Genomic DNA, 23072 nt, shown 5'->3' with positions numbered 1-23072 from the left:
CTGTGATTTAGTTATGCTGAAAAAGAATCAGCGACTTTTTCTGCTTTACGTGATTCTGAGTAGTCGTAGAAGCCTTCTCCGGATTTAACGCCCAGTTTTCCGGCCGTCACCATATTCACCAGCAGGGGACATGGAGCATATTTAGGGTTCTTAAATCCGTCGTAAAGAACCTGGAGTATCGACAAGCATACATCAAGACCAATAAAGTCTGCCAATTGAAGCGGCCCCATAGGATGTGCCATTCCCAATTTCATAACGGTATCGATCTCTTTTACACCTGCCACCCCATTGTAAAGGGATTCGATGGATTCATTGATCATGGGCATCAGGATGCGGTTGGCCACGAATCCGGGGTAATCGTTCACGGTTACGGGAACTTTTTTAAGTTTTTCTGAGAGCTCCAGTATGGTGTTTAAAACTTCTTCTGAAGTGCTGTATCCTTTAATGACTTCCACCAGTTTCATGATAGGTACCGGATTCATAAAATGCATTCCGATAACCTTTTCCGGTCTTTCTGTGACCGATGCGATCCTGGTAATGGAGATCGAGGAGGTGTTGGTGGCTAAAATCGTGGATTCATCGCAAAGCTTATCCAACTGTGAAAAGATCTTGAGTTTAAGATCTTCATTCTCTGTAGCTGCCTCAACCACCAGATCAGCACCTTTTACTCCTTCCTCCAGGGAGGTGTGTGTTTTGATGTTAGCCAGTGTTTGTTTTTTGTCAGTTTCTGTGATGCTTTCCTTTTTAACCATTCGGTCAAGGTTCTTCTCGATAGTACCGAGCCCTTTTTTCAGAGCATCTTCACTGATGTCAACAAGATGTACCTGGTAGCCGAACTGGGCGAAAGTATGTGCTATGCCATTGCCCATGGTACCGGCTCCGATAACTGTGATATTCGTCATTTGTCGTCGTTTATAGTGATGTGATTATTTCTTTTCGACCAGTTCTACGATGCGTTTGGCTACCCGTAGTGCCTCAGCGCCCTGTTGCAGGGTCACCACCGGTTCGGTGTTGTTCTCAATGGCTGTTGCAAATGATTCCAGCTCATCGAGAATGGCGTTGTTGGTCTGAACTTTCGGGTTTTCAAAATAAATCTGTTTTTTCTCGCCTTCGGCATTTTGTAATACCAGAGCGTAATCATCAGGCTGTTCGGGAGCATCTTTCATCTTCACCACTTCCACCTTTTTTTCGAGGAAGTCAACCGAGATATAGGCATCCCGCTGAAAGAACCGCGACTTGCGCATGTTCTTCAGACTGATCCTGCTGGCGGTGAGGTTGGCCACCGCACCATTTTCGAATTGAATACGGGCGTTGGCGATGTCAGGAGACTGACTGATGACTGAAACACCTGAAGCTTCGATAGAGGAGACTTCAGAAGGGATTACGCTGAGTATAATATCGATGTCATGGATCATCAGGTCGAGTACTACCGGAACATCGGTACCTCTGGGATTGAATTCAGCCAGACGATGCGTTTCGATGAACATCGGACTTTCCAGTTTTTCCCTGACAGACATGAAGGCCGGATTGAATCGCTCCACATGACCTACCTGACCTTTTACGTTCTTTTCCTTAGCCCTCTTGATGATATCCAGTGCTTCATCGACCGTATTGGTAATTGGTTTTTCGAGGAAGACGTGCTTTCCAGCTTCGATCGCTTTGACAGCCGAATCGTAATGGGAAAGGGTAGGAGTCACGATATCGATCATGTCACAGGCATCGATCAGCGCGTCAATCGAATCATAGTATTTATAGCCGAATTCCTGAGATACCTTTTTAGCGTTTTTTTTATCGGGGTCATAAAAACCTACCAATTCATATTTGTCAGATTGTTGCAGTAACTTTAAATGAATCTTACCCAGATGACCAGCACCCAGTACTCCGGCTTTTAGCATATTCGATTAATTTTTAACAAAAATACGGTTATTGAAGCATTCTTTCAACCTAAAGCACGACAGATTTTCCATACGATCTGCCGGCTGAATGATGAGGTTTTTGTGGTATATTTTATAATTTTGTGATGTCGTTAAAGAGATAGTTTCAGTGAAAGATACCTTAAAACATCAGGGAATGCGTAATCAGCTCGCCAAAACCGTGGCGGCTAAGGGGATAACTGATAAAAAGGTGATCGAGGCCATTAAATCGATACCCCGTCATCTCTTTATGGACAGCAGTTTTGAAGATCATGCCTATCAGGACAAAGCATTTCCTATTGCTGCCAATCAAACGATTTCTCAGCCTTATACCGTGGCCTTCCAAACACAATTGCTTGAGATTCGGCCGGGCGACAAGATACTTGAGATCGGAACCGGCAGCGGATACCAATGTGCGGTACTGATAGAAATGGGCGCCCAGGTGTATACCATAGAACGTCAGAACGAGCTTTTTAAGAAAACGAGCCGGTTTCTTTCGAAGATCGGGTATAAACCCAAAAAGATCATTTTCGGCGATGGATATAAGGGATTACCTGATGAGGCTCCTTTCGACGGGATCATCGTAACCGCAGGAGCTCCTTTCGTGCCCAAACCCCTGATGTCACAGCTTAAGGTGGGAGGAAAGCTGGTTATCCCGGTTGGAGATGAGATTCAGACCATGACTCGCTTCACCAGAACATCAGAAAAAGAATTCAAGAAAGAGACCTACGGAGACTTTCGCTTTGTACCCCTGCTCGAAGACCGGAACTAATGTAGCTGGTAGGAAGTTATGGGGTTATGGAGTTATGGGGTTATGGAGTGATGAGGTTATGAAGTTATGGAGTGATGAGGTGATGAGGTGATGGAGTGTACAAGTTAATAAATACTCTAAACAGCTGCCGACTGCAAAAAGTTGATTCATTACTTTAACCACTAACCACTAACCACTAACCACTAACCACTAACCACTAACCACCTAATTGTTATAAGCCTTTTTGATACGGTCGAGGTTTCGCTTGGAATCCCTTTCTTTGATCGACTCTCTTTTGTCGTAAAGCTTTTTACCTTTGGCAAGGGCGATCTGCATTTTTGCCAGGCCCCGGTCATTGATGAACAGTTTCAAGGGAACTATAGTGGTTCCGGAAGTCTTTACTTCTTTGTGCAGTTTTTTCAGTTCTCTCTTATTCAGCAATAATTTACGCTCGCTCTTTGGCTGGTGATTGAAGTGGGTGGCATGACTGTATTGCTGAATTGTCATATTGATGACAAAAAGTTCACCCCGGTCATTGAATTCACAAAAACTCTCAGCGATAGAGGCTTTGCCTTCGCGTATGGATTTAATCTCGGTACCCGCTAAAACGATACCTGCGACATAGGTGTCAAGTATCTCGTACTCGAAGCGGGCCTTTTTATTTTTGATGTTGATGTTTTTCTGCATAATCGATAACAAATGTATGAACAATTGGGTGAATCACCTGAACGGGTTACTCACCAAGGCAGGGTATTCGCTTAAAATGTAAACTTAATGATATATTTGCGACCTAAATACCTGAATTAAACAGAAGCTTTATGAAATACATAACCCCCTTATTCGCTATCCTTCTTATGTTGGTTTCCTGTAAGGAAGATCCTCAGGAGATCGTAGACCGGGCCATTGAAGCAGCCGGAAGTGATAAGCTCGATCAGAAAGAAGTTTTATTTGATTTCAGGGAATATTCATATCGTTCGGTTCATGACGGGTCTGAATTTGAGCTGGAACGCATCATCCCTGATTCTTCAGGGATCATTACAGATCGTATAGACAATAAGGGCTTTACGCGATTGAAAGATGGGGAATTGGTGGAATTGGAAGATACCACCGCCGGTAAATACAGGAACTCGGTGAATTCAGTGCATTACTTTGCTTATTTGCCCAAAGGCCTTAATGATCCGGCCGTAAATAAAGAATACCTCGGCGAGGTTGTTATTGAGGGCGAGCCTTACCATAAACTCAAGGTTACCTTTGACCAACAGGGGGGAGGTGAAGACTTCGAAGATGTCTTTCTGTATTGGATCAATAAAAAAAGCTATAAAGTCGATTACCTGGCATACGAATACCATACGAACGGTGGAGGAATGCGATTCAGGGAAGTGTATAACCGAAGAAATATAGGAGGTATTGATTTCGTGGATTACCGCAACTTCAAACCGGCCTCAAAAGAGGCATCATTGATGGAGCTCGATAGTCTTTTCGAGGAAGACGCTCTTGAACTGCTTTCACTGATCGAGTTGAAAAACGTGAAAGTAAACCCTTGTACAGACTGCTAATCGCAATGAAGCAAGAGGTCCTGTGTTCCTGATTTATCAATGGTAATTATGTAAAGGTTACCATTGTTGCGATCATCTATTTGGGAATACTTTCGGGTACCGGTGAGATGATTCGCCAGAACGGGAATCGTGTTACTGTGACCTACCACAAGGTAATTGCCCGGTTTTTTCGCGGCGAAATCATCGAAAAATACAAGGGAGTCGGGATCATAGATCGTTACGGGAACTCCCTGGTCATCTGCTGTTGGCTTTGCCGTCGATTTGGTTCTTTCGTAATCGGTGGCATAGACTGCGTCAATTTTTACATCTCTTAATATCTCTGACCATTTTACCGCCCGCTTTATGCCTTTATCGGTCAGGGCAGGATCTTTTTCTTCAGGATCAGACCGATCCTTTTCGGCATGCCTGACAAGAAAGAAGGTGGTTTTTTCAGGGGTGAATTTGTTTTGTTCATTCCCTTCTTCACAGCTGAACAGCATGGTAAAGGCACTAACAATCACAAGTAGTTTGGCGAGGTTTTTCATATGTCAGAATCAATTTTCGGCAAAAAGATACAGAAAACTTCCCTGGCGTCTGTACTTCTCCGGCGAAAATTGTCACTGTGCATTTCATCGAAAAAATTAGTATTTAGTCGATGTTTGTAAAACTGTTTTCCTATATTCGGAATAGAAAAATATCAGAAAATACATCAATATTTAGTTGTATAAACTGATTATTTCTGACCCCAACCAAAAAGAAAAAGACCATGAAAAACCTGCTTTTCCCCTCGATAGTCATGTTTTTGCTGGTTATCAGCACGCTGTCTGCGCAGCAACTGAACAGCCCTGAGCTCGCTTTTAATTCAGCCTGTTTAAGCGCCGGTTTCAATTCATTTGAAGCGACCTATACCTACAGTGAAAAAAGTTTTAATGCAGACAATATCTTTTATATCGAATTGTCTGATGCCGAAGGATCCTTTGCCAATGCTACTGTTCTGAAAACGATAAGCGATCAGAACAATACCTTTTCGTTCACCACGGCCATCGGTTTACCTGAAACAGTTGGAGGAGAAGGGTACAGGCTGCGTTTACGTTCGACTTCACCCGCGATCACAGGACCCTCATCTGCTCCGTTTCACGCCTGGTTCGTACCCGATACAGATCTCATTCTGAATAATTATGAAACCACAAGCGTATGTGAAAATTCAGAAACCCTTATCGTTCTCAATAAAGATATCGCAGATGAATACATCTGGTATAAGGATTATGAGGTTTATGCGATAAACTCAACCCCCGAGTTAGCGGTAAACGAACCCGGAGATTATTTTGTAGAGCCTTATCTGGGTGACTGTACCGGATCGCTTTTCTCAAATGTGGTGCAGGTGAGCGCAGGGAATGCCCTTTATGTTTCCATTCAAAGTCCGGCGGCACTTACCGCCTGTTCCGGAGATACTCTTTTGTTACCTGCATCGGTCGATGACCCGTCTTATATCTACCGGTGGTATAAAGGCGGAGAACAGTTAATTGATCTTCCTGACTATCAGCCTCAGCTGGAGATCAGCGCAGGCCCTGATACTTACGGAATCTATCATTTGGAACTTCAGAATCCGGAAGGCTGTACGGCCGTTTCTCAGGTGGTCAGTATAGAACCCTCATCTCCTCTGGAAGTTATCACTAAGTCGCGTCTTGAGTCGGTGATCATTGGTTCTAATACAGCCTCCCTGGCAATTGAAATAAGCCGTTCAGAAGCTCAGATAAAATGGCACAGAGACGGGGTACACCTGCCTGAATACGATAATAAACCGGTGATAGGGGTTGTTGCTCCGGGCAAGTATCACGCCTTAGTGGTAGTGACAGAGCCCTGCCTGACAGAGGTGTCGTCTGAGGTTTTTACGGTTCACGAACCGACTGATTTTCAGGTACAGGTAGATACAGCTTCCGGCTATAAGGCTTGCGAAAGCAGCGCTACAAATCTTTTGCTCACTTCCCTTCGCGGGATTCTTACCAATGGAGATGAAATACAGATAGATGCATCGATGTACCACAATTTTTCTTTTCAATGGCTGAAGGATGCCCAGGTGACCGGGCAAACCACCTCTGAACTGAACCTCGATCATTTTTCTGAGAACGGTTTGTACGAACTACAGGTAGGGTATAAAGAAAGTTTGTTCGTATCTAATGGTATCGACCTTCTTTTGGGAACAGGAGAGGTCAGTTTGTTGCAAACCAGGGCGCTTAATTGCAACCATGATGCAATGCTCGAAGCCACCCAGGCAGAGGGAGCGATATACTCCTGGTATTATAACGGAGATTTGATTGAAACCACAGCGACGAACAGCCTTACAGCAGCAGAGGAAGGAGCGTACAGCGTAAGTATTCAAATACCCGGATGCGAGCGTCTTTCTGAAACCATTTCGATAAAAAAGGAACTTCCGCAGGGGATAGATGTATATCCGGGAGAACATATAACGCTTGCTGCTGATGCCTCGGTCGAGGCAATGGCATCGGGTGGAGACTCCTATTTATGGAAAGATGCCGATGGCAATATCCTGAGTGAAACCTCACTGCTTACTATTAAAGAGCCCGGTATTTATAATCTTGAAATTACACTGGGAGAGTGTGTGGTTGATAAGACGGTTACTGTTGAAGAAAACCTGGTGACTTCGATTCCCAATATTATCAGTCCTAACAGCGATTCAATCAACGACAGATGGGTGTTACCTCAGAAATTCGTGGATGATCCCGAAGTAGAAGTGGTTATTTATGACGCTTACGGTAGTCTTGTACTGAAAACAAATCAATATGAGAACAACTGGCCTGAGTCATCGCTTTCACATGATGTTGACACGCCTATCTATTATTATTTCCTGAACAAGCAGGGTAAGAACATTAAAAAGGGATCAATAACTCTTGTGAACTAGCCTAAAAAAGAAACCTATGAAACCTGCCAACCTCCTGTTTCTATGCGGAGCTCTTATGGCTTCTGCATTTCTTTATTCACAGGATATGACGAATAGCGCCATTATAGACTGGCGACAGCATAACCTGACCAAATACAACAAGTCTCTGGTGAATCCTACCTACAGCTATGTAAGAGAATCGTCAAAGGCTGTGAGTTTTTGGAGCAGAGTGCAATGGACGGGTATTGAGAATTCACCACAAACCTATTTGCTGAACTATTCGGGTAAGGTGGGAGAAAATTCGGGTGCCGGTCTGGCTCTGTACCAGCAGAACCTCGGACTTTTGGTCGATTCAGGCTTGTTGCTGAATTATGCTTACAGCGTCACTTTTTCAGAGAAGGTAAAATTGGCAATGGGATTAAATACGACCCTATTCAGAAGGGGATTGAACAGGAATGCCATCAACGCCACAGAGCCGGATCCCGCTATTTTGGAAAACCAGGATGACTTTTTGCTATTATTTATGCCGGGTATGAATTTGAGTATAGGTGGTTTTGACCTCGGTGTCTATGCTGAGAACCTCTTTGATTACAATTTTAATGATGCCCGTTCTGTTACCGAGTTCTCCGGTAAGATCTTTTCTTCCCAGTTTGCATACACCCACCAATTTAAATACGGTGTGGGTTTCATGGAAGATGCTTCCTTGCGAACCATGGCCTACGGGAAGAGCCTCCCCGGTGAATCGGTACAATATGGTATCAATTCAATGATCGACCTGCCGTATTATGGCTGGATGCACTTTGATTATAACAGTGTCTACGGTATTGGCGGTGGAATAGGGGTTGTACTGGGAGATGGTATCAGTGTCGGGATCAACTACGAAAACGGTTCGGCCCAGACCAATAATGCCTTCGGTCCGACCATAGAAGCGCTGGCTACTGTGGAGCTCGGTCCTGTGATCATGCGCAAGAATCGTTTGAAAAGGAACGGAAGGCTAGCTAAGGCAGAGGGAGATGAAAATGAGGAAAGCACTTCTGAAAAAAGATCCGGAAATTCAGGTAAGGCAAAGGAGGCTGCCGGGCAGAAAACCGCGGCAGCTAATGACAAATATGCCGTTTATGGAGGAAGTGATCATACCGCAGAAATTATGATGGAAGAGCAATCAACCGTAACCATAACCGAAGGAACTTCCAAAGAGGTTCAAATTTCTTCATCAGAGGATGAGCGGAAACCCGGGGCCGAAACAGCCGCAAGGGGACAGGAGACTCTGGCATTGTTAAATCCTCAGGCGCAAAAGGAACCAACAGCAGATGAAAATTCGGCTAATAACACAGAATCCTATACAGTTAACAGGGTTGATACCACTATCACGGGGCCTAATGTAACCGCTAATGAAACAAGGGAAGAAAGTGGGTATTCCGATCAAACAGCAGGGCCGGTTATCGCCGAGAACGGCGTGCATGATAACACCTACGAAGACTTTCTGGAGAAAACCTTAAATGAGGCCAATGCCCTTATGAACGGGATAAAAGACTCCACCGTCGTAACCAGAGAGATCTTCGGGGAGCTGAGTCAGTATAAGACCATTGATCATTTTGCCGGAATCGAAAAGGGGTTCTACCTCGTGGTGAACGTATTTTCCAAAAAGCATTATTTCGATGCCTTTGTCAAAGAATTGCATCTGAAAGGGTTCGAGCCGGAGTTCTTTATACACCCGAAGAATGACTATTATTACGTGTATCTGTCGCGTTCAGACAGTTACCTCAATGTAAAACGACTGCAGCGATCAGACTTCAACGGGACCTACACAGCCGATAAATGGGTTCTGTGGGTTAAATAGAGGCGTGATTACGGTTGAAAGATAACATCTGCCTTCCGGGCTGCCGGTTTGCCTTCCAGCCAGACTTCTGCGATATTCAGGTGGCCAAAGTCATAAGGAAGGAAGGCGTAAGAAGGAATCTCTTCGGTGATGATCAAATTCGCTTTTTTCCCGATAGTAATACTACCTGCTTCATTTTCCACTCCCATAGCGAAGGCTGCATTCAGGGTGGCTGCATTGATCGCTTCTTCAGGAGTCATGTTCATCTTTATGCATGCCAGGGAAACCACCTGATTCATATTTCCACTGGGAGATGAACCGGGATTGAAGTCAGTGGCTAATGCCAGGGGAATATTAGCCTTGATGATCTTTCTGGCGGGAGTATAGGGAATACTGAGAAAAAGAGAACATAAAGGCAGGGCTGTGGCGATTGTTTCCGATCTGGAGAGGGCCTGGAGGTCTTCTTCTTCCAAGACCTCAAGATGATCTACCGAAAGGGCATGCTGTTCCACAGCGGCAGGCACAGCGCCGAAGGCGTTAAACTGGTTGACGTGTACTTTGGGACGCAGGTCGTATTTCGCTCCTGCCTCCAGAAACCTGTTCATTTGTTCGACGGTGAAATAACCTTTTTCACAAAAGATATCGATAAAGGAAGCCAGGTTTTCAGCTCCCACCTCGGGAAGCACTTCTTCTATCATATAAGTGATATAACCATCTGCATCATTTTTAAATTCAGAAGGAATCGCGTGTGCACCTAAAAAGGTGGCTTTGACCGTAACCGGATAGTTTTTATTCAAACGGGCAATGACCCGAAGCATTTTAAGCTCAGCTTCACGGGTAAGGCCGTAACCGCTCTTGATCTCGATGGCTCCGGTTCCCATGGCGATTACCTGTTCCAATCTTTTGGCTGACTGCAGATATAATTCTTCTTCGGAAGTTTCTCTTAGGGTTTGCGCAGAATTCAAAATACCGCCGCCTCTTGAAGCGATCTCTTCATAAGACAACCCGTTGATCCTGTCCACGAATTCCTGTTCGCGGTTACCTGCAAAAACCAGGTGGGTATGGCTGTCGCACCAGGCGGGGAGTACCGTTTTTCCCTGCAGGTCGATAACCTCTTCATTTTCATGTGGCTGGTAGTAACGCATTTCCCCAAAATCAGAGATTCTGCCATTGTCAATTCTAAGGTAAGCCTCAGTTAGAGAGGGGAGAATAGACATCTCATTACCCCTGAGGGGTCGTTCCATTTTGCTGCGTATCTGTAATAATTCACGAATATTGATGAGAACCGTCGACATAACTGTTTTATTATACTGTAAAGGTATTAAACATTTTAGGAAAGCTTCTTCAGATAAAGTATTTTTGAATAGGCACTAAACGGGTATTATGAACAAGGGAATTTACATTGCAACATTAGAATCTGACAGCGGAAAATCATTGATCACCCTGGGGCTGATGAGAGCTCTTTTGGGTAAAACCACCAAGGTAGGGTACTTCAGACCTATAGTTGAAAGACATCGCGGTGATCACGATAATCATTTGGAAACCGTACTTTCTTATTTTAAGCTGGATATCCCTTTGCACCAGGCCTATGCCTTCACCCGCAGCGAGGTGATACAGAAAAGGAACAAAGGTGAATCGGGTGAGATCATCGATACGATCATCGAAAAGTATAAACAACTGGAAGAAAGCTTTGATATTGTACTTGTTGAGGGGTCAGATTTCTCCGGAGAAGGAAGCGTGTTTGAATTCGACGTCAATGTTCTGATCGCCAAAAACCTGGCACTTCCGACTATTATCGTTGCCAGCGGTGTAGACAAGACGAAGGAAGAGCTGATGGGCAGTATGGAACTGGCATATCAGACCTTTACCGGGAAAGATGTTCAGGTAATGGCACTGATAGCCAATAAGATCGAGAAAAAGAACCTGGAGATCGCGGTTGAGGGGATGAACGAGTTTCTGCCTGAAGACGTTGAGGCTTACGCTATTCCTATGATCAAAAGTCTGGCTGATCCCACTATGAAAGAGATCGTTGATACCCTGGAGGGAAAGGTTTTGTTCGGGGAATCGTTTCTCGGGAACCAGGTGAGTCATTTCGGGGTAGGGGCCATGCAACTCAGAAACTACCTCACTCATCTTAAAGATAACAGCCTGGTGATTACACCCGGAGACAGGGCCGATCTGATACTGGGAGCCCTACAGGCCAATATTTCCCTGAATTATCCGAAGATCGCCGGGATCATACTTACCGGCGGACTAATACCTGAACCTACCATTATCAGGCTTATTGAAGGATTGACCCAGGTCGTGCCTATCGTATCTGTTAATGAAGGCACCTTCAATGTGACCAATAAGATCGGAAATATCAAGTCGAATATTTATGCAGACAGTATTCAAAAGATCGAAACCTCTATCGATACCTTTGAGAAATATGTTTCCATAGATGTGGTGGCTGAACGGCTTATAAACTTCAAACCCCGTGGTATCACACCGCGAATGTTCCAGTACGGACTGATCAAAAGAGCTCAGAAAAGGAAGATGCACATCGTTCTGCCTGAAGGTGAAGATGAAAGAGTATTAAAAGCCACTGCCCGTCTCAAAGCTATAGATATCGTTGACATTACTCTGCTGGGAGAACCTGAGAAGGTGATCGCCAAGATCAAAAAGCTCGCACTTTCACTTGATATCAATAAGGTGAATATCGTGAATCCGGTGGCTTCTGAGCGTTTCGAAGATTATGTGGAGACCTTTTATGAGCTTCGGAAGCACAAGAATATGAATATGGATATTGCCAGGGACTGGATGACCGATGTGTCATATTTCGGTACTATGATGATCTATAAGGGCCATGCAGACGGAATGGTGTCGGGAGCGGTACATACCACCCAACATACTATCAGACCGGCCTTACAATTTATAAAAACCAAACCCGGGGTATCTGTGGTCTCGTCGGTCTTCTTTATGTGTCTGGAAGACAGGGTGGCAATTTTTGGAGATTGTGCCATCAACCCCAATCCTTCCGCAGAACAGCTGGCAGAGATAGCCATCTCATCTGCTGAAAGCAGCAAGGCCTTCGGAATAGAACCGAAGATAGCCATGCTTTCCTATTCCTCAGGAACCTCAGGGAAAGGAGAAGATGTTGACCGAGTGCGAAGGGCTACTGAGATCGTGAAGGAAAAACGACCTGATCTGAAGGTGGAAGGCCCTATACAGTATGATGCCGCTGTAGATATCACTGTGGGCTTGAAAAAACTTCCGGAGTCTGAGGTTGCAGGACAGGCAAACGTGCTGATCTTTCCTGACCTGAATACCGGGAACAATACCTATAAGGCCGTTCAGAGAGAAACGGGAGCCCTGGCTATAGGGCCGATGCTGCAGGGACTCAACAAACCTGTTAATGATCTGAGTCGCGGCTGTACAACTGATGACATCTTTAATACGGTGATTATAACTGCCATACAGGCTCAGGGGCTTTAAACATTTTTGAAATACGCTAATCATACCAATATGAAGACGATCTTAGTAATTAATTCGGGAAGCTCTTCCATAAAAGTTCAACTCATAAAAATGCCGGCAGAGAAGGTGCTTGCCAGCGCCCTTGTAGAGAGAATAGGTCTTGAAGGGGCTGCCGTACATTTCACACCGGGTAATGCAGAAAAGATCAGTCTTCAGCACGATATTCCCGATCATGAAACCGGCCTGAAACTGGTTGCCGGCATGCTGATGGATAAAGATAACGGGGTAATCGGTTCCATAGCCGAGATCGATGCAGTCGGGCACAGGGTGGTGCATGGTGGTAACCTGTTTTCTGATACCATCGTAATCAACGATGAGGTGAAACAGGCGATCAAAGATCTTTTTTCACTGGCGCCTTTGCATAACCCACCCAATTATAAAGGAATCGAAGTCTCACAGGCCATTTTCCCGCATGCGGTACAGGTAGCTGTTTTTGATACGGCTTTTCACCAGAGTATTCCTGAACGGGCACATAAATATGCTATTCCTGAAAAATTCTATTCCGATCATCACATCAGGGTGTTCGGTTTTCACGGGATCAGTCATAAATATGTTACAACGAAAGCTACGGAGTATCTGAAAAGAGACAAACTTAAGATCATAAGCATTCACCTGGGAAATGGTTGCAGTATGACGGCGGTTAAAGACGGAAAAAGCATCGATCATTCTTTGGGATTCGGACCCGTCAATGGCTTGATCATGGGAACGCGCAGCGGTGATATCGATCAGTCTGTTATTTTTTACCTGGTAGAAAACCTCGGATATACGTCAGAGCAGGTGAGCGAGATCCTGCACAAGGAAAGCGGAATGCTGGGATTAACCGGCTTTAGTGATCTTCGTGATATAGAGGAGGAAGCTCAGAAAGGGAATGAAGCCTGTCAGCTGGCCTTAGAAATGAATGCTTACCGGATCAAGAAGTATATCGGTGCCTATGCGGCAGCCATGAATGGGGTAGATGCCATTGTCTTTACAGCAGGGATAGGGGAGAACAGCGATATCCTTCGGGAACTGGTTTGTCGTAAAATGGACTACCTGGGGATAGAGCTGGAAGACTACAAGAATGAAATTCGTTCAAAAGAGGTGCGGGTGATCAGCAAAGAGCACTCTAAAGTGGCCGTACTGGTAGTACCCACCAATGAGGAGCTTGAAATAGCCAAACAGACCTATATTATGGCGAGAGACTGATCAACAGAATCTGTCAGTATCCTACAGCGGAATCATGCGCCAAACAATGAATAAAAAAAAGCACCGTTAGTTCACGGTGCTTTTCTGATTTTCAGCGAAGGGGTCAGGTTTGTTTCTACAGCTAAGCCCCCGGCAGATTATTTGTTGGAACCAACCATATCTTCAGGTTTTACCCATTCTTCAAATTCTTCTTCTGTAAGATGGCCTAATGCCAAAGCCGCCTCTTTCAGCGTGGTGCCTTCTTCGTGAGCTTTGTTAGCGATCTCTGCGGCTTTATAGTAACCTATTTTGGTATTTAGTGCGGTCACCAGCATCAGTGAATTTCGTACCAGCTCGTTTATTCTTTCTTTATTGGGTTTGATTCCCTGGGCACAATGTTCGTCAAAACTAACACAGGCATCACCTATAAGTCTCGCAGATTCCAGCAGATTGGCTGCCATGACAGGTTTGAATACATTGAGCTCGTAATGACCTTGCGTACCTCCTACGGTAATGGCTACGTCATTGCCCATTACCTGAGCACATACCATGGTCAGGGCTTCGCATTGTGTAGGGTTCACCTTTCCGGGCATGATAGAGCTTCCCGGTTCATTGGCAGGAATGATAAGTTCTCCGATCCCGCTTCGGGGGCCTGAAGCCATCATTCTGATATCATTGGCGATCTTGTTCAAAGAAACCGCGATCTGCTTAAGGGCACCATGTGTTTCAACGATGGCATCGTGGGCGGCAAGAGCCTCGAATTTATTTTCAGCAGTTCTGAAAGGCAGGCCGGTGAACTTCGCAATAAATTCAGCCACTCTCTTGGCATATCCCTTCGGCGTATTGATACCGGTTCCTACGGCAGTACCGCCGAGGGCCAGCTCTGAAAGGTGGTCAAGGGTATTGTTCAGCGCTTTTAATCCATGATCAAGCTGGGAAACGTAACCAGAGAATTCCTGGCCGAGGGTTAGAGGGGTGGCGTCCATCAGGTGGGTTCGTCCGATCTTTACGACATCTCTGAACTCTTCTGATTTCTTTTTAAGGGTATTTCGCAGCTGGGTGATGCCGGGTATGGTATCTTCAACGATCATTTTATAGGCAGCGATATGCATTCCGGTAGGGAAGGTATCGTTCGATGACTGTGATTTATTCACATCATCATTAGGCTGCAGGGTCTTATCGCCTTCTCCGATCTTTTTACCGGCCAGCTGATGAGCCCTGTTGGCGATCACCTCATTCACGTTCATGTTACTCTGGGTACCTGATCCTGTTTGCCAGATCACCAGTGGGAATTGTTCATCGTGTTTCCCTTCAAGGATTTCATCACACACAGCTGCGATGAGGTCTCTTTTCTCAACGGGTAGCACCCCGAGTTCGCAATTGGTAAAAGCGGCTGCCTTTTTCAGGTAGGCAAAACCGTAAATGATCTCCATGGGCATAGAAGCCGGTTGGCCGATCTTAAAATTATTCCTTGAGCGTTCGGTTTGAGCACCCCATAACTTATCGGCGGGAACTTCCACTTCCCCCATCGTATCTTTCTCGATTCTGAATTCCATTGGTGTACAATTGATTTTTGTATGGCAAATTTACATTTTTAACAGCATTTCCAATGAATATTTCGAGGGTTTGTAGCCCCGTATTATCTGATTACAGGGTATGGTCACAGCAACTTAACACAGAATATCTGTAAATCTCCAGATTGGTCATTCAAATTTATTTGGTTGCGCTTCGAATAGTTCTAAAAATGTGACTATCTTTGAGCCGAATTCAGAAATTTCCGGAAATCATGTTTGAATTTGATCAGTATCTTGGCTTTTTAGCCTTCTTAACCATCCTTACCATCGGCTTCTGGCTGATGATTTTCCTGTTAATCTTCGTTATTCCTTACTGGGTAGGAGGTTCGATCATGGAAATGATCAAGGAGAAAAGAGAAGCCCGAAAGGCAAAACAAGAAGAATAAAAAAAGGAAGCATTTGCTTCCTTTTTTTGTGTCTTATCTTCGGGAGTAAGCCCAGTAATCAGAACTCGCCACCATCATCATCGTAATCTTCTCCTCGGCGACCGCGACCATCGTCTCTTTTAGAACGATTAAACCGATATATAAATGAAAGCGTAAACTGTCGTTCTCTCCACTGAAATTCGCTGTCGGAAATAAACTGATCTGTAACGGTGAAAGAACGTCTCTTTCTGGAATTGAACAGGTCACTTACATTGAAAGTAAGGGTGCCATTGTCGTTCAGTACATCTTTGCTCAAAGCAAGGTTCAATGAAAATATTCCTTCCGTTTCTGTTTGAGCATTCTGGCTCGGTCCGCGATAAAACATATTGGTTTGCCATTCAATTTTAGCGGGCAGAGTAACCTTTGAGCTGAACCGAGCAAAGTAACTCAGGTTTTCAGCACCGAAATCAGTACCGTTGTAGAAACCATCGGTAATGAATTTAAAAATGTTGAAACTACCATTAAATCGAAGCTTTTTTGAAGGATTCCACAACACTCCCGTTTCACCCCCATATCGCTGATTAGTTGATAAGTTTATCGGGATGGTCCTGATAATATTGATTCCGTCAGGAGTCGTCACCCCGGTATCTTCCTGAATCCTCTCGAAGGAATTCGTTTCTCGCTGATAATAAACGGAACCGGTAAGTGTTATACTTTCCCATCTTCTTAGATAGCCTAAATCAAAGGCATTGGCAAATGCCGGATCGAGATCAGGATTACCTTGAAAGATATTGGTACGGCTCGATCGTGAAGGGAAGGGGTTGATGAACCATCCTCTGGGCCTGTTAATCCTCCGGTTATATCCTAAACTGATATTTTCTCTTTCATTGAACTCATATACCAGATTCACTGTTGGGAACAGACCCAAATAATTTCTGTCGAAATCTGTGTCAAAATCAAATCCCAGTTCTTCTTCGAGATTGGCATCAGGAATATCAGATTCGACTTTTCCTTTCAGTTGGGTGTTTTCCAGTCTTAACCCCAGAAGTACCTGAAACTTGCCAAATTTGTCTCCATACTGGGTGTAAAAAGCATTCACATTTTCTGTATATGTAAATACATTGGTAAGATTAAGATTCGTGACGAATTCCCCCGATGCACGGTCAAGCGAATCGAGCTGATAGTCATTCACTTCGGTCTCAAAGGTACCCCGGTAACCCGCCTCAAATTGTCGATCACCCATTGGAAGAACATAATCAGCTTGAATAAGCCAGTCATCCTGTTTTTCAGTTTCAAAAACTCTTTCCTGGGCTACCAACAGGTCATTTGGGAAAGTATTGTTTTCGAATATGTCGGTATTTACATCTTCGTCATCATAAGAATATTGCAGGTCTGCTGTAAGTTGATGTCCGTCATCATTGAATCGGTTTCTGTAATTCAGGGAAACCTGCCAGCTTTTGTCATCCTCGTTCTCGGTTTCGCTTCTTAGGGTACTGGTAGCCAGGTCACCATCGATGAATCGCTGCGTATCGTTGGTGGTATTGTCTTGTTCGTCAGACAGCCTGGTGAAGAAGCTGGCCGTTACCGATTGTTTTTCTGTAATGAAGTACTCAGCTCCCAGGTTGATATTAAAACCTTTATCACGCCGGTTGATAGCACGATCTTCGATAATTCTACTGTATAAACCCTGAAAGTACTGGTTGTCGAAGAATCCGTTTCCTGGCGGTTCTCTGTAGGAATAACCGAGGGTATTGAATATATTGAACTTATCGGTTCTGAAATTAAAGTTAGAAGTAACCTGACCGGAGGCAGGATAACCGATATTCATGTTTACGGTTCCATTCACCCCAAGGGTCTTTTCTCTCTTCAAAATAATGTTTAAGATACCTGCAGTACCTTCCGCATCATAACGAGCTGAAGGACTTGTAATAACCTCCACCCGCTCAATGGCATCAGCAGGTAATTGACGCAAGGCTTCAGTTGAACCAAAACCGGCAAGTGCAGAAGGGCGGCCATTGATCAGTATTCGAACGTTTTCATTACCGCGCAGACTGATATTTCCCTCTACATCAACTGCTACAGAAGGAATGTTCTGAAGTGCATCGGTGATCACAGCGCCACTGGTGGTCAGGTCTTTCCCAACATTGTATATTTTTTTATCCAGTCTGACTTCTACCGTAGTTCGTTCCCCGGTTACTTCAACCGCTTCAAGCTGCGCGACATCAAGGGCTAAAGAGATTATTCCGAAGTCCCTTTTTCCCTTCAGTTGCTGATTCTCCATGACGACGGGCTTATAGGAGATATATTCGAACCTGACATTATAGGTTCCGGCGGGGGCTTCGATTTCGAAAGTACCCTCGGGACCTGTAACGCCCCCCGTAACATCCTGTGTTTCCGTATTGGTTAAGACCACGGTCGCATATTCAAGCGGTGCACGGTTGTCCTTATCGACTATGGTTCCCGTGATCGTTGCCTGACGTTGCACCTCACCGGGTGCACTTTGCGCAATAGAAAAATCAGGAAATGTAAAGATGAATAGAATTAATAATAATACTGGGTAGAGATTTAACTTCATTTAGTTGTCAGTTGATGGCTATTTCTATTGTACTTTTCTCGCCACCAAAAGTAACCGGCTAGCATATTCCGCGGGGTTAAGGAGAAGTTAAAAAAAAACCGGTCTCAGACCGGTTTTGAATACTGTTTACAGCAATTCTTTTATGTTTTCAGGAGGTCTTCCGAGCACCGCTTTTTTGTTTTTTACAACGATGGGTCTTTCGATCAGTTTTGGGTGATCGACCATGGCTTTGATGATCTCTTCATCGGTAAGATCTTTGCCTTTGAATTTTTCTTTCCAGACGGCTTCATTCTTGCGTATCAGCTGTATAGGCTTCAGTTCAAGACACTCGAGGAGCTCCCTGATTTCGGCCTCATCAGGCACCTCTTCCAGATACTTGATCACCTGGTATTTCTGACCTGATTCTTCAACCAGGTTAAGGCCTTCCCTTGACTTTCTGCAACGGGGGTTGTGATAGATTCTGATCATTGTTAAATTTTTTTGGTTAATGAATGTTAAAGTTCACTTTCTTCCTGCTGACCCATCATCATCAGGTAGGCTTTGAGGAACTCCTGAATACCGCCATTCATCACATCGTCAACATTTCCGGTTTCATAACCGGTTCGAACATCTTTGACTAACTTGTAGGGGTGCATGACGTAATTCCTTATCTGTGATCCCCATTCGATTTTCATTTTACCAGCTTCTATCTCATCTTTGGCAGCCTGCCTTTTCTTGAGTTCGATCTCATACAATTGTGATTTAAGCATTTGCATGGCTTTTTCACGATTTTCAAGTTGCGATCGGGTTTCTGAATTGTGAATAATAATTCCGGTAGGGTGGTGGGTCAGAATAGCTTTGGTTTCGACCTTGTTGACGTTTTGTCCTCCTGCACCGCTTGAACGGGCGAAATCCCATGAAATATCGGCCGGGTTTATTTCGATCTCTATGCTGTCATCTGCAAGGGGGTAGACATATACCGAAGCGAAGGAAGTATGTCTTTTGGCGTTACTGTCAAACGGCGAAATACGTACCAAACGATGTACGCCGTTTTCACCCTTCAGCCAACCGAAAGCATAATCACCCTCGAACTCAAGGGTCACCGTCTTGATACCTGCCACATCACCTTCCTGTAAGTTGAGTTCCTTTATTTTGTACCCGTTTCTTTCTCCCCACATGAGGTACATTCTCATAAGCATTGATGCCCAGTCACAACTTTCGGTACCACCTGCACCCGCAGTGATCTGTAGTACGGCACTCATAGAGTCACCTTCTTCAGAAAGCATGTTTCTGAACTCCAGAGCTTCTATCTGCTCTTTAGCGGTTGAGTATTGAGAAATCACCTCTTCTTCTTCGGCTTCCCCTTCTTTGTAGAACTCCAGAAGCACTTCCAGGTCACCGGTTAGCGTTTTGGCTTTACGGTAATCTTCCACCCATTTTTTCTCCGTTCTCAAAGAGCGCATGATAGCTTCTGCCTCTCTGGGATTATCCCAGAAGTCAGGAGCATAGGTTTTCTCTTCTTCATTTTGTATCTCGATCTTTTTGGCTTCGATATTGAGATATTTTTTAAGAAGCTCAACTCGCTCTTTCAGATCTTTCACCTGGTCTGTGGTAATCATGCAGTAAATTTTTCCAAAAGTAACACACTTTTTTCAATAGCAGCGGGTGATTTTTCTATTGTTGAGCCTGTACCTGTACCGAATATTCGGTTTCGTTTCTTCCGCTGGTAAATATGACTCCCCGAATAGGAGCACAGTCCTGATAATCTCTTCCGTGGCAGACCTTGATGTGATGATGATCACAAAGCAGGTCATTGGTAGGATCAAAGCCCTTCCATCCGTTTCCGGGTATAAACGCTTCTACCCAGGCGTGCATATGCATGTCTCCGCTAAAGCCCTGGCCCTGGTGTAAATACCCCGAGACATACCGGGCCGGTATGCCATGATGTCTGGCCATCGCGCAGAAAAGGTGGGTGAAGTCCTGGCAAACGCCTCCGTCACCCGAGAGTACATCATTGAGCGTAGAATCCACACGCGTAACATTGGGCTTAAAATGAAGTTTTGAACGTACCCAGTGGTTCAGGTCCTGAAGGTTTTCAAAGATCGATTTCTTTCTGTCGGGTTCGAATTCTGATTCTGAAAAAGCGGGGAGAGTGGTCAGGGCAGTGGGATAAAGAAACAACATATGTTCTACTTTAAACGCCATGCTGTCAAGTGCGCTGAATTGATCTGCAGGGGGTTGCTCTGTAAAATCGAACGGATTTTCTTCTTCACGCAGCACGCGATAATCAGCGGTAAAGGTGATTTCCTTAACCGGTACATCGCAGCTTACCATAATGCTGCTGAACCCGAACAGACCCGCACCCCGATAATGATGACAAGGTTCTGAAGTGTAAAATTCTGAACTCAGCAATTGTTGCCGCTCCTTGTTCTCGGGCATGATCAGGAATTTCCATTGGGCTTCAGATACAGACATTTCATATGTATTTTCAGCCTGATATTTTATTTGATATTCAAATGCCATTTTTTCCTAGTAATTAAAATATTCTTCCTCCATCAGATGACTTATGTCACTGATCTTCTTCAACAGGTTTTCTATATAACCTTCAGTGTCAATTCCTATCTCACTGATATGTGTAAACTCAAGAGTGGAACGCAACTTTCCTATAACGAATCTTGTTGATTCATGATCAGGATCATCGTCGGGATCCAGCAACCTGATATGATCATAGATCTTATCAAGGCTGTTCATCACAGATCGCGGATTATTCGGGTTCAGCAACAGAAATTTCAGGGTTGATAACTGATGGGGGGTCTTTCTGTTCAGTCTTCGGTGCATGTCATAACATTCACAACACTTTAGAAGGGTGGTCCATTCATAGCTGTTTTCCATAGCCCTGGGGTTATCGCTCTCGGTCTTCTTGGCATCATTATACTTTGCATTGATGATGCGTACCAATTGAGTAACCCTTTCAATGTTGATGCCAAGCATGATTATGGCATAGATCTCATCGTGAAGGAGTGTTCCATGTATCTTGCTGCGTAATATGGCAGACATTTCTGTTACGTACACCGTGAATTCATACAGGCTTTTTGATACAAAGACCTCAGACGGATAATTGGTCACATAGTGGTAAAATTTATTCAGAGCTTCGTACAATTCGGTCGAGATAAGGTCCCTTGCACTATTGGCGTTCTCCCGGGCAGCCCTTACATTATTGATGATCGAATAGTTCTTATCCTGATTAAAGCTGAGATTGAACAGGGTTTCTTTTTCGTCGAGAGACTTTACAGACTCATCAGGCATATCTCCCGTCATGAACCGTATAGAACGGAGCACAAATTGTCGGGACTGTGATAATTGACGAGGTGCATCAAGCGATGAAAAGTAATTGACATTGGTGTATCTTGCTGTATGTTCAGAACGTTCGATATAACGACCCATCCAGAACAGGTTATTGGCAACTCTTGCTAACATATATTATTTCGATTTCTTTAAAACCCAGGTATCTTTTGATCCGCCTCCCTGTGATGAATTCACCACCAGGTTACCCTTTTGAAGGGCTACCCTGGTCAGGCCGCCTTTCAGTACGAATTCCTTGTCTTTCCCGAGCAGGCTGAAGGTTCTCAGGTCGATATGTCGCTGTTCAAAAGAACCGCTGTCTTCGATGTAAGTGGCATGTACAGAGAGTGAAAGAATGGGTTGTGCGATATATTTTCTCGGGTCGGCCTTGATCTGTTCTTTGACCGCTTCTATCTCCTTCTTACTTAGGCGATTTCCGATAGATATTCCATAGCCTCCGGCTTCGTCTACCGGTTTGATCACCAGTTCGGGTATGTGTTCAAGCACATACTTCAATTCATCAGGGTTACCACAACGGTAGGTTTTCACGTTATTGAGTATCGGCTCTTCACCCAGATAATAATCGATGATCTCAGGCATGTAGGTGTAAACTGCTTTGTCGTCTGCCACCCCGGTGCCGGGCGCATTTACGATGTTCACATTACCATGCTGATAGGCTGAAAAAAGGCCGGGTACGCCCAGAGCTGAATCAGGATGAAATACAAAGGGGTCCAGAAAGAGGTCATCGACTCTCCGGTAGATCACATCTACCTTTTCGGGTCCCCTGATCGTTTTCATATACACAAAATTATTGTCTACATACAAATCCCTTCCCTCGACAAGCTGAACACCCATGGCCTTAGCCAGGTATGAATGTTCGTAGTAGGCAGAATTGAACATTCCCGGAGTAAGCACAACACAATTCGGCTGGTCGACGCCCTGTGGTTTGACACTTTCAATAATCTCCAGGAGATTTTCTGCATAATTTGTTACGGTATGGGTGCTGTAATGGTCAAAAACACCAAAAAGGGCTCTTTTCAGAGCTGTACGGTTACAGATCACGTAACTTACCCCCGAAGGGCAACGAATATTGTCTTCCAGCACATAATATTTTCCGTCTGAATGCTTGATCAGATCGGTACCTGAAATGTGATTGTAGATACCTCCGGGAGGGTCTATATTCATCATCTGATGCAGATAGTTCTTTGAAGAAGCCAGCAGGTCCATGGGAACGATCCCGTCTTTCAGTATTTTCTTGTCATGATAAATATCGTACAGAAAGAGATTCAGTGCACGGCTTCTTTGTAAAGCGCCTTTTTCGATGATCTCCCATTCATCTGGGTGAATAATACGCGGAAAAAGATCGAAGGGAAATATCTTTTCCTTCTGCTGATGCTCATCATAGACCTGAAAAGTGATTCCCTGGTTGAAGAATGAAGCTTTAGCCTTTTTATTAAGGGCTTCAAAATCTTCAATGGAATGATTTCCATAGATCTCGAATAGTTTTTTGTAGATTTTTTTCACCTTTCCCTCCTCGTCGAAGATTTCGTCAAAGAGTTTTGGGTCCTTTTCATAATCAGAAAAGATCGGATGCTTGCTTTTGATTTTCATATATGTATAAAAAATAGGAAAATCTTCTGTTA

19 protein-coding genes are annotated in these 23072 nt (G+C 44.4%); 7 read left to right on the top strand and 12 right to left on the bottom strand.

Features of this window, described 5'->3' with window-relative positions:
* Positions 1 to 11: 11 nt before the first annotated feature.
* Both K7R10_RS01775 and K7R10_RS01770 read right to left on the bottom strand, forming a co-directional pair.
* A complete protein-coding gene (locus tag K7R10_RS01775) occupies positions 12 to 902 on the bottom strand; it encodes a 3-hydroxyacyl-CoA dehydrogenase family protein (RefSeq protein WP_224482969.1) in 891 nt (296 codons plus the stop codon).
* A 24-nt stretch (positions 903 to 926) separates the two neighbouring features.
* Positions 927 to 1895: a Gfo/Idh/MocA family protein gene (locus K7R10_RS01770; protein ID WP_224482968.1), complete on the bottom strand. Its 969-nt coding sequence runs from the start codon at positions 1893 to 1895 to the stop codon at positions 927 to 929.
* Between the two features lie 148 nt (positions 1896 to 2043).
* On the opposite strand from K7R10_RS01770, the gene K7R10_RS01765 reads away from it, so the two are divergent.
* A complete protein-coding gene (locus K7R10_RS01765) occupies positions 2044 to 2685 on the top strand; it encodes a protein-L-isoaspartate(D-aspartate) O-methyltransferase (RefSeq protein WP_224482967.1) in 642 nt (213 codons plus the stop codon).
* 204 nt (positions 2686 to 2889) lie between these two features.
* On the opposite strand, the gene smpB is transcribed toward K7R10_RS01765, so the two are convergent.
* Positions 2890 to 3351 (bottom strand): SsrA-binding protein SmpB, encoded by a 462-nt coding sequence (smpB, locus tag K7R10_RS01760; RefSeq protein WP_224482966.1) that lies wholly within the window; start codon positions 3349 to 3351, stop codon positions 2890 to 2892.
* Between the two features lie 131 nt (positions 3352 to 3482).
* Between smpB and K7R10_RS01755 the strand changes: the two genes are divergently transcribed.
* On the top strand, positions 3483 to 4220 hold the full coding sequence (locus tag K7R10_RS01755) for a DUF6503 family protein (protein WP_224482965.1): 738 nt from the start codon (positions 3483 to 3485) through the stop codon (positions 4218 to 4220).
* On the opposite strand, the gene K7R10_RS01750 is transcribed toward K7R10_RS01755, so the two are convergent.
* Positions 4217 to 4744 (bottom strand): SixA phosphatase family protein, encoded by a 528-nt coding sequence (locus K7R10_RS01750; RefSeq protein WP_224482964.1) that lies wholly within the window; start codon positions 4742 to 4744, stop codon positions 4217 to 4219. The two genes, K7R10_RS01755 and K7R10_RS01750, sit on opposite strands and share 4 nt — an antisense overlap.
* A gap of 221 nt (positions 4745 to 4965) precedes the next feature.
* On the opposite strand from K7R10_RS01750, the gene K7R10_RS01745 reads away from it, so the two are divergent.
* Entirely contained in the window at positions 4966 to 7119 is a 2154-nt protein-coding gene (locus K7R10_RS01745) for a T9SS type B sorting domain-containing protein (RefSeq protein ID WP_224482963.1), read from the top strand.
* A 16-nt stretch (positions 7120 to 7135) separates the two neighbouring features.
* Positions 7136 to 8938 carry a PorP/SprF family type IX secretion system membrane protein gene (locus tag K7R10_RS01740; RefSeq protein ID WP_224482962.1) on the top strand — a complete coding sequence of 601 codons (1803 nt, stop codon included), beginning with the start codon at positions 7136 to 7138 and terminating at the stop codon, positions 8936 to 8938.
* A gap of 8 nt (positions 8939 to 8946) precedes the next feature.
* Here K7R10_RS01740 and hutI read toward each other — a convergent pair whose 3' ends face one another.
* Positions 8947 to 10212 carry an imidazolonepropionase gene (gene hutI, locus K7R10_RS01735; protein ID WP_224482961.1) on the bottom strand — a complete coding sequence of 422 codons (1266 nt, stop codon included), beginning with the start codon at positions 10210 to 10212 and terminating at the stop codon, positions 8947 to 8949.
* An 88-nt stretch (positions 10213 to 10300) separates the two neighbouring features.
* Here hutI and pta point away from each other — a divergent pair, with 88 nt between their 5' ends.
* Both pta and K7R10_RS01725 read left to right on the top strand, forming a co-directional pair.
* Positions 10301 to 12391 carry a phosphate acetyltransferase gene (gene pta / locus K7R10_RS01730; RefSeq protein ID WP_224482960.1) on the top strand — a complete coding sequence of 697 codons (2091 nt, stop codon included), beginning with the start codon at positions 10301 to 10303 and terminating at the stop codon, positions 12389 to 12391.
* Positions 12392 to 12421: 30 nt separating this feature from the next.
* Positions 12422 to 13615, top strand: a complete 1194-nt coding sequence (locus K7R10_RS01725) for an acetate/propionate family kinase (protein ID WP_224482959.1) — start codon at positions 12422 to 12424, stop codon at positions 13613 to 13615.
* A 137-nt stretch (positions 13616 to 13752) separates the two neighbouring features.
* On the opposite strand, the gene fumC is transcribed toward K7R10_RS01725, so the two are convergent.
* On the bottom strand, positions 13753 to 15150 hold the full coding sequence (fumC, locus tag K7R10_RS01720) for a class II fumarate hydratase (protein ID WP_224482958.1): 1398 nt from the start codon (positions 15148 to 15150) through the stop codon (positions 13753 to 13755).
* 230 nt (positions 15151 to 15380) lie between these two features.
* Between fumC and K7R10_RS01715 the strand changes: the two genes are divergently transcribed.
* Positions 15381 to 15554 (top strand): hypothetical protein, encoded by a 174-nt coding sequence (locus K7R10_RS01715; protein WP_224482957.1) that lies wholly within the window; start codon positions 15381 to 15383, stop codon positions 15552 to 15554.
* A 58-nt stretch (positions 15555 to 15612) separates the two neighbouring features.
* On the opposite strand, the gene K7R10_RS01710 is transcribed toward K7R10_RS01715, so the two are convergent.
* The 6 genes from K7R10_RS01710 to K7R10_RS01685 all read right to left on the bottom strand — a co-directional run bounded on the left by K7R10_RS01710 (position 15613) and on the right by K7R10_RS01685 (position 23040).
* Positions 15613 to 18108 carry a TonB-dependent receptor domain-containing protein gene (locus K7R10_RS01710; protein ID WP_224482956.1) on the bottom strand — a complete coding sequence of 832 codons (2496 nt, stop codon included), beginning with the start codon at positions 18106 to 18108 and terminating at the stop codon, positions 15613 to 15615.
* Between the two features lie 126 nt (positions 18109 to 18234).
* The gene (gene arsC, locus K7R10_RS01705; RefSeq protein WP_224482955.1) at positions 18235 to 18576 is read right to left on the bottom strand and encodes an arsenate reductase (glutaredoxin); all 342 of its coding nucleotides are present in this window, start codon (positions 18574 to 18576) and stop codon (positions 18235 to 18237) included.
* 26 nt (positions 18577 to 18602) lie between these two features.
* The gene (gene prfB / locus K7R10_RS01700; protein WP_224482954.1) at positions 18603 to 19706 is read right to left on the bottom strand and encodes a peptide chain release factor 2; all 1104 of its coding nucleotides are present in this window, start codon (positions 19704 to 19706) and stop codon (positions 18603 to 18605) included.
* Positions 19707 to 19761: 55 nt separating this feature from the next.
* Positions 19762 to 20562, bottom strand: a complete 801-nt coding sequence (locus tag K7R10_RS01695; protein WP_224482953.1) for a transglutaminase-like domain-containing protein — start codon at positions 20560 to 20562, stop codon at positions 19762 to 19764.
* A 54-nt stretch (positions 20563 to 20616) separates the two neighbouring features.
* Positions 20617 to 21564, bottom strand: coding sequence for an alpha-E domain-containing protein (locus tag K7R10_RS01690; RefSeq protein WP_224482952.1), 948 nt, complete (start codon positions 21562 to 21564; stop codon positions 20617 to 20619).
* A gap of 3 nt (positions 21565 to 21567) precedes the next feature.
* A complete protein-coding gene (locus K7R10_RS01685) occupies positions 21568 to 23040 on the bottom strand; it encodes a circularly permuted type 2 ATP-grasp protein (RefSeq protein WP_224482951.1) in 1473 nt (490 codons plus the stop codon).
* Positions 23041 to 23072: the final 32 nt, after the last annotated feature.

The sequence above is a fragment of the Robertkochia aurantiaca genome (assembly GCF_020166495.1).
GTDB classification, from domain to species: Bacteria; Bacteroidota; Bacteroidia; order Flavobacteriales; family Flavobacteriaceae; genus Robertkochia; species Robertkochia aurantiaca.
The sequence above is the reverse complement of the archived record's forward strand: the minus strand, read 5'-3'. Positions and strand labels throughout refer to the sequence as shown.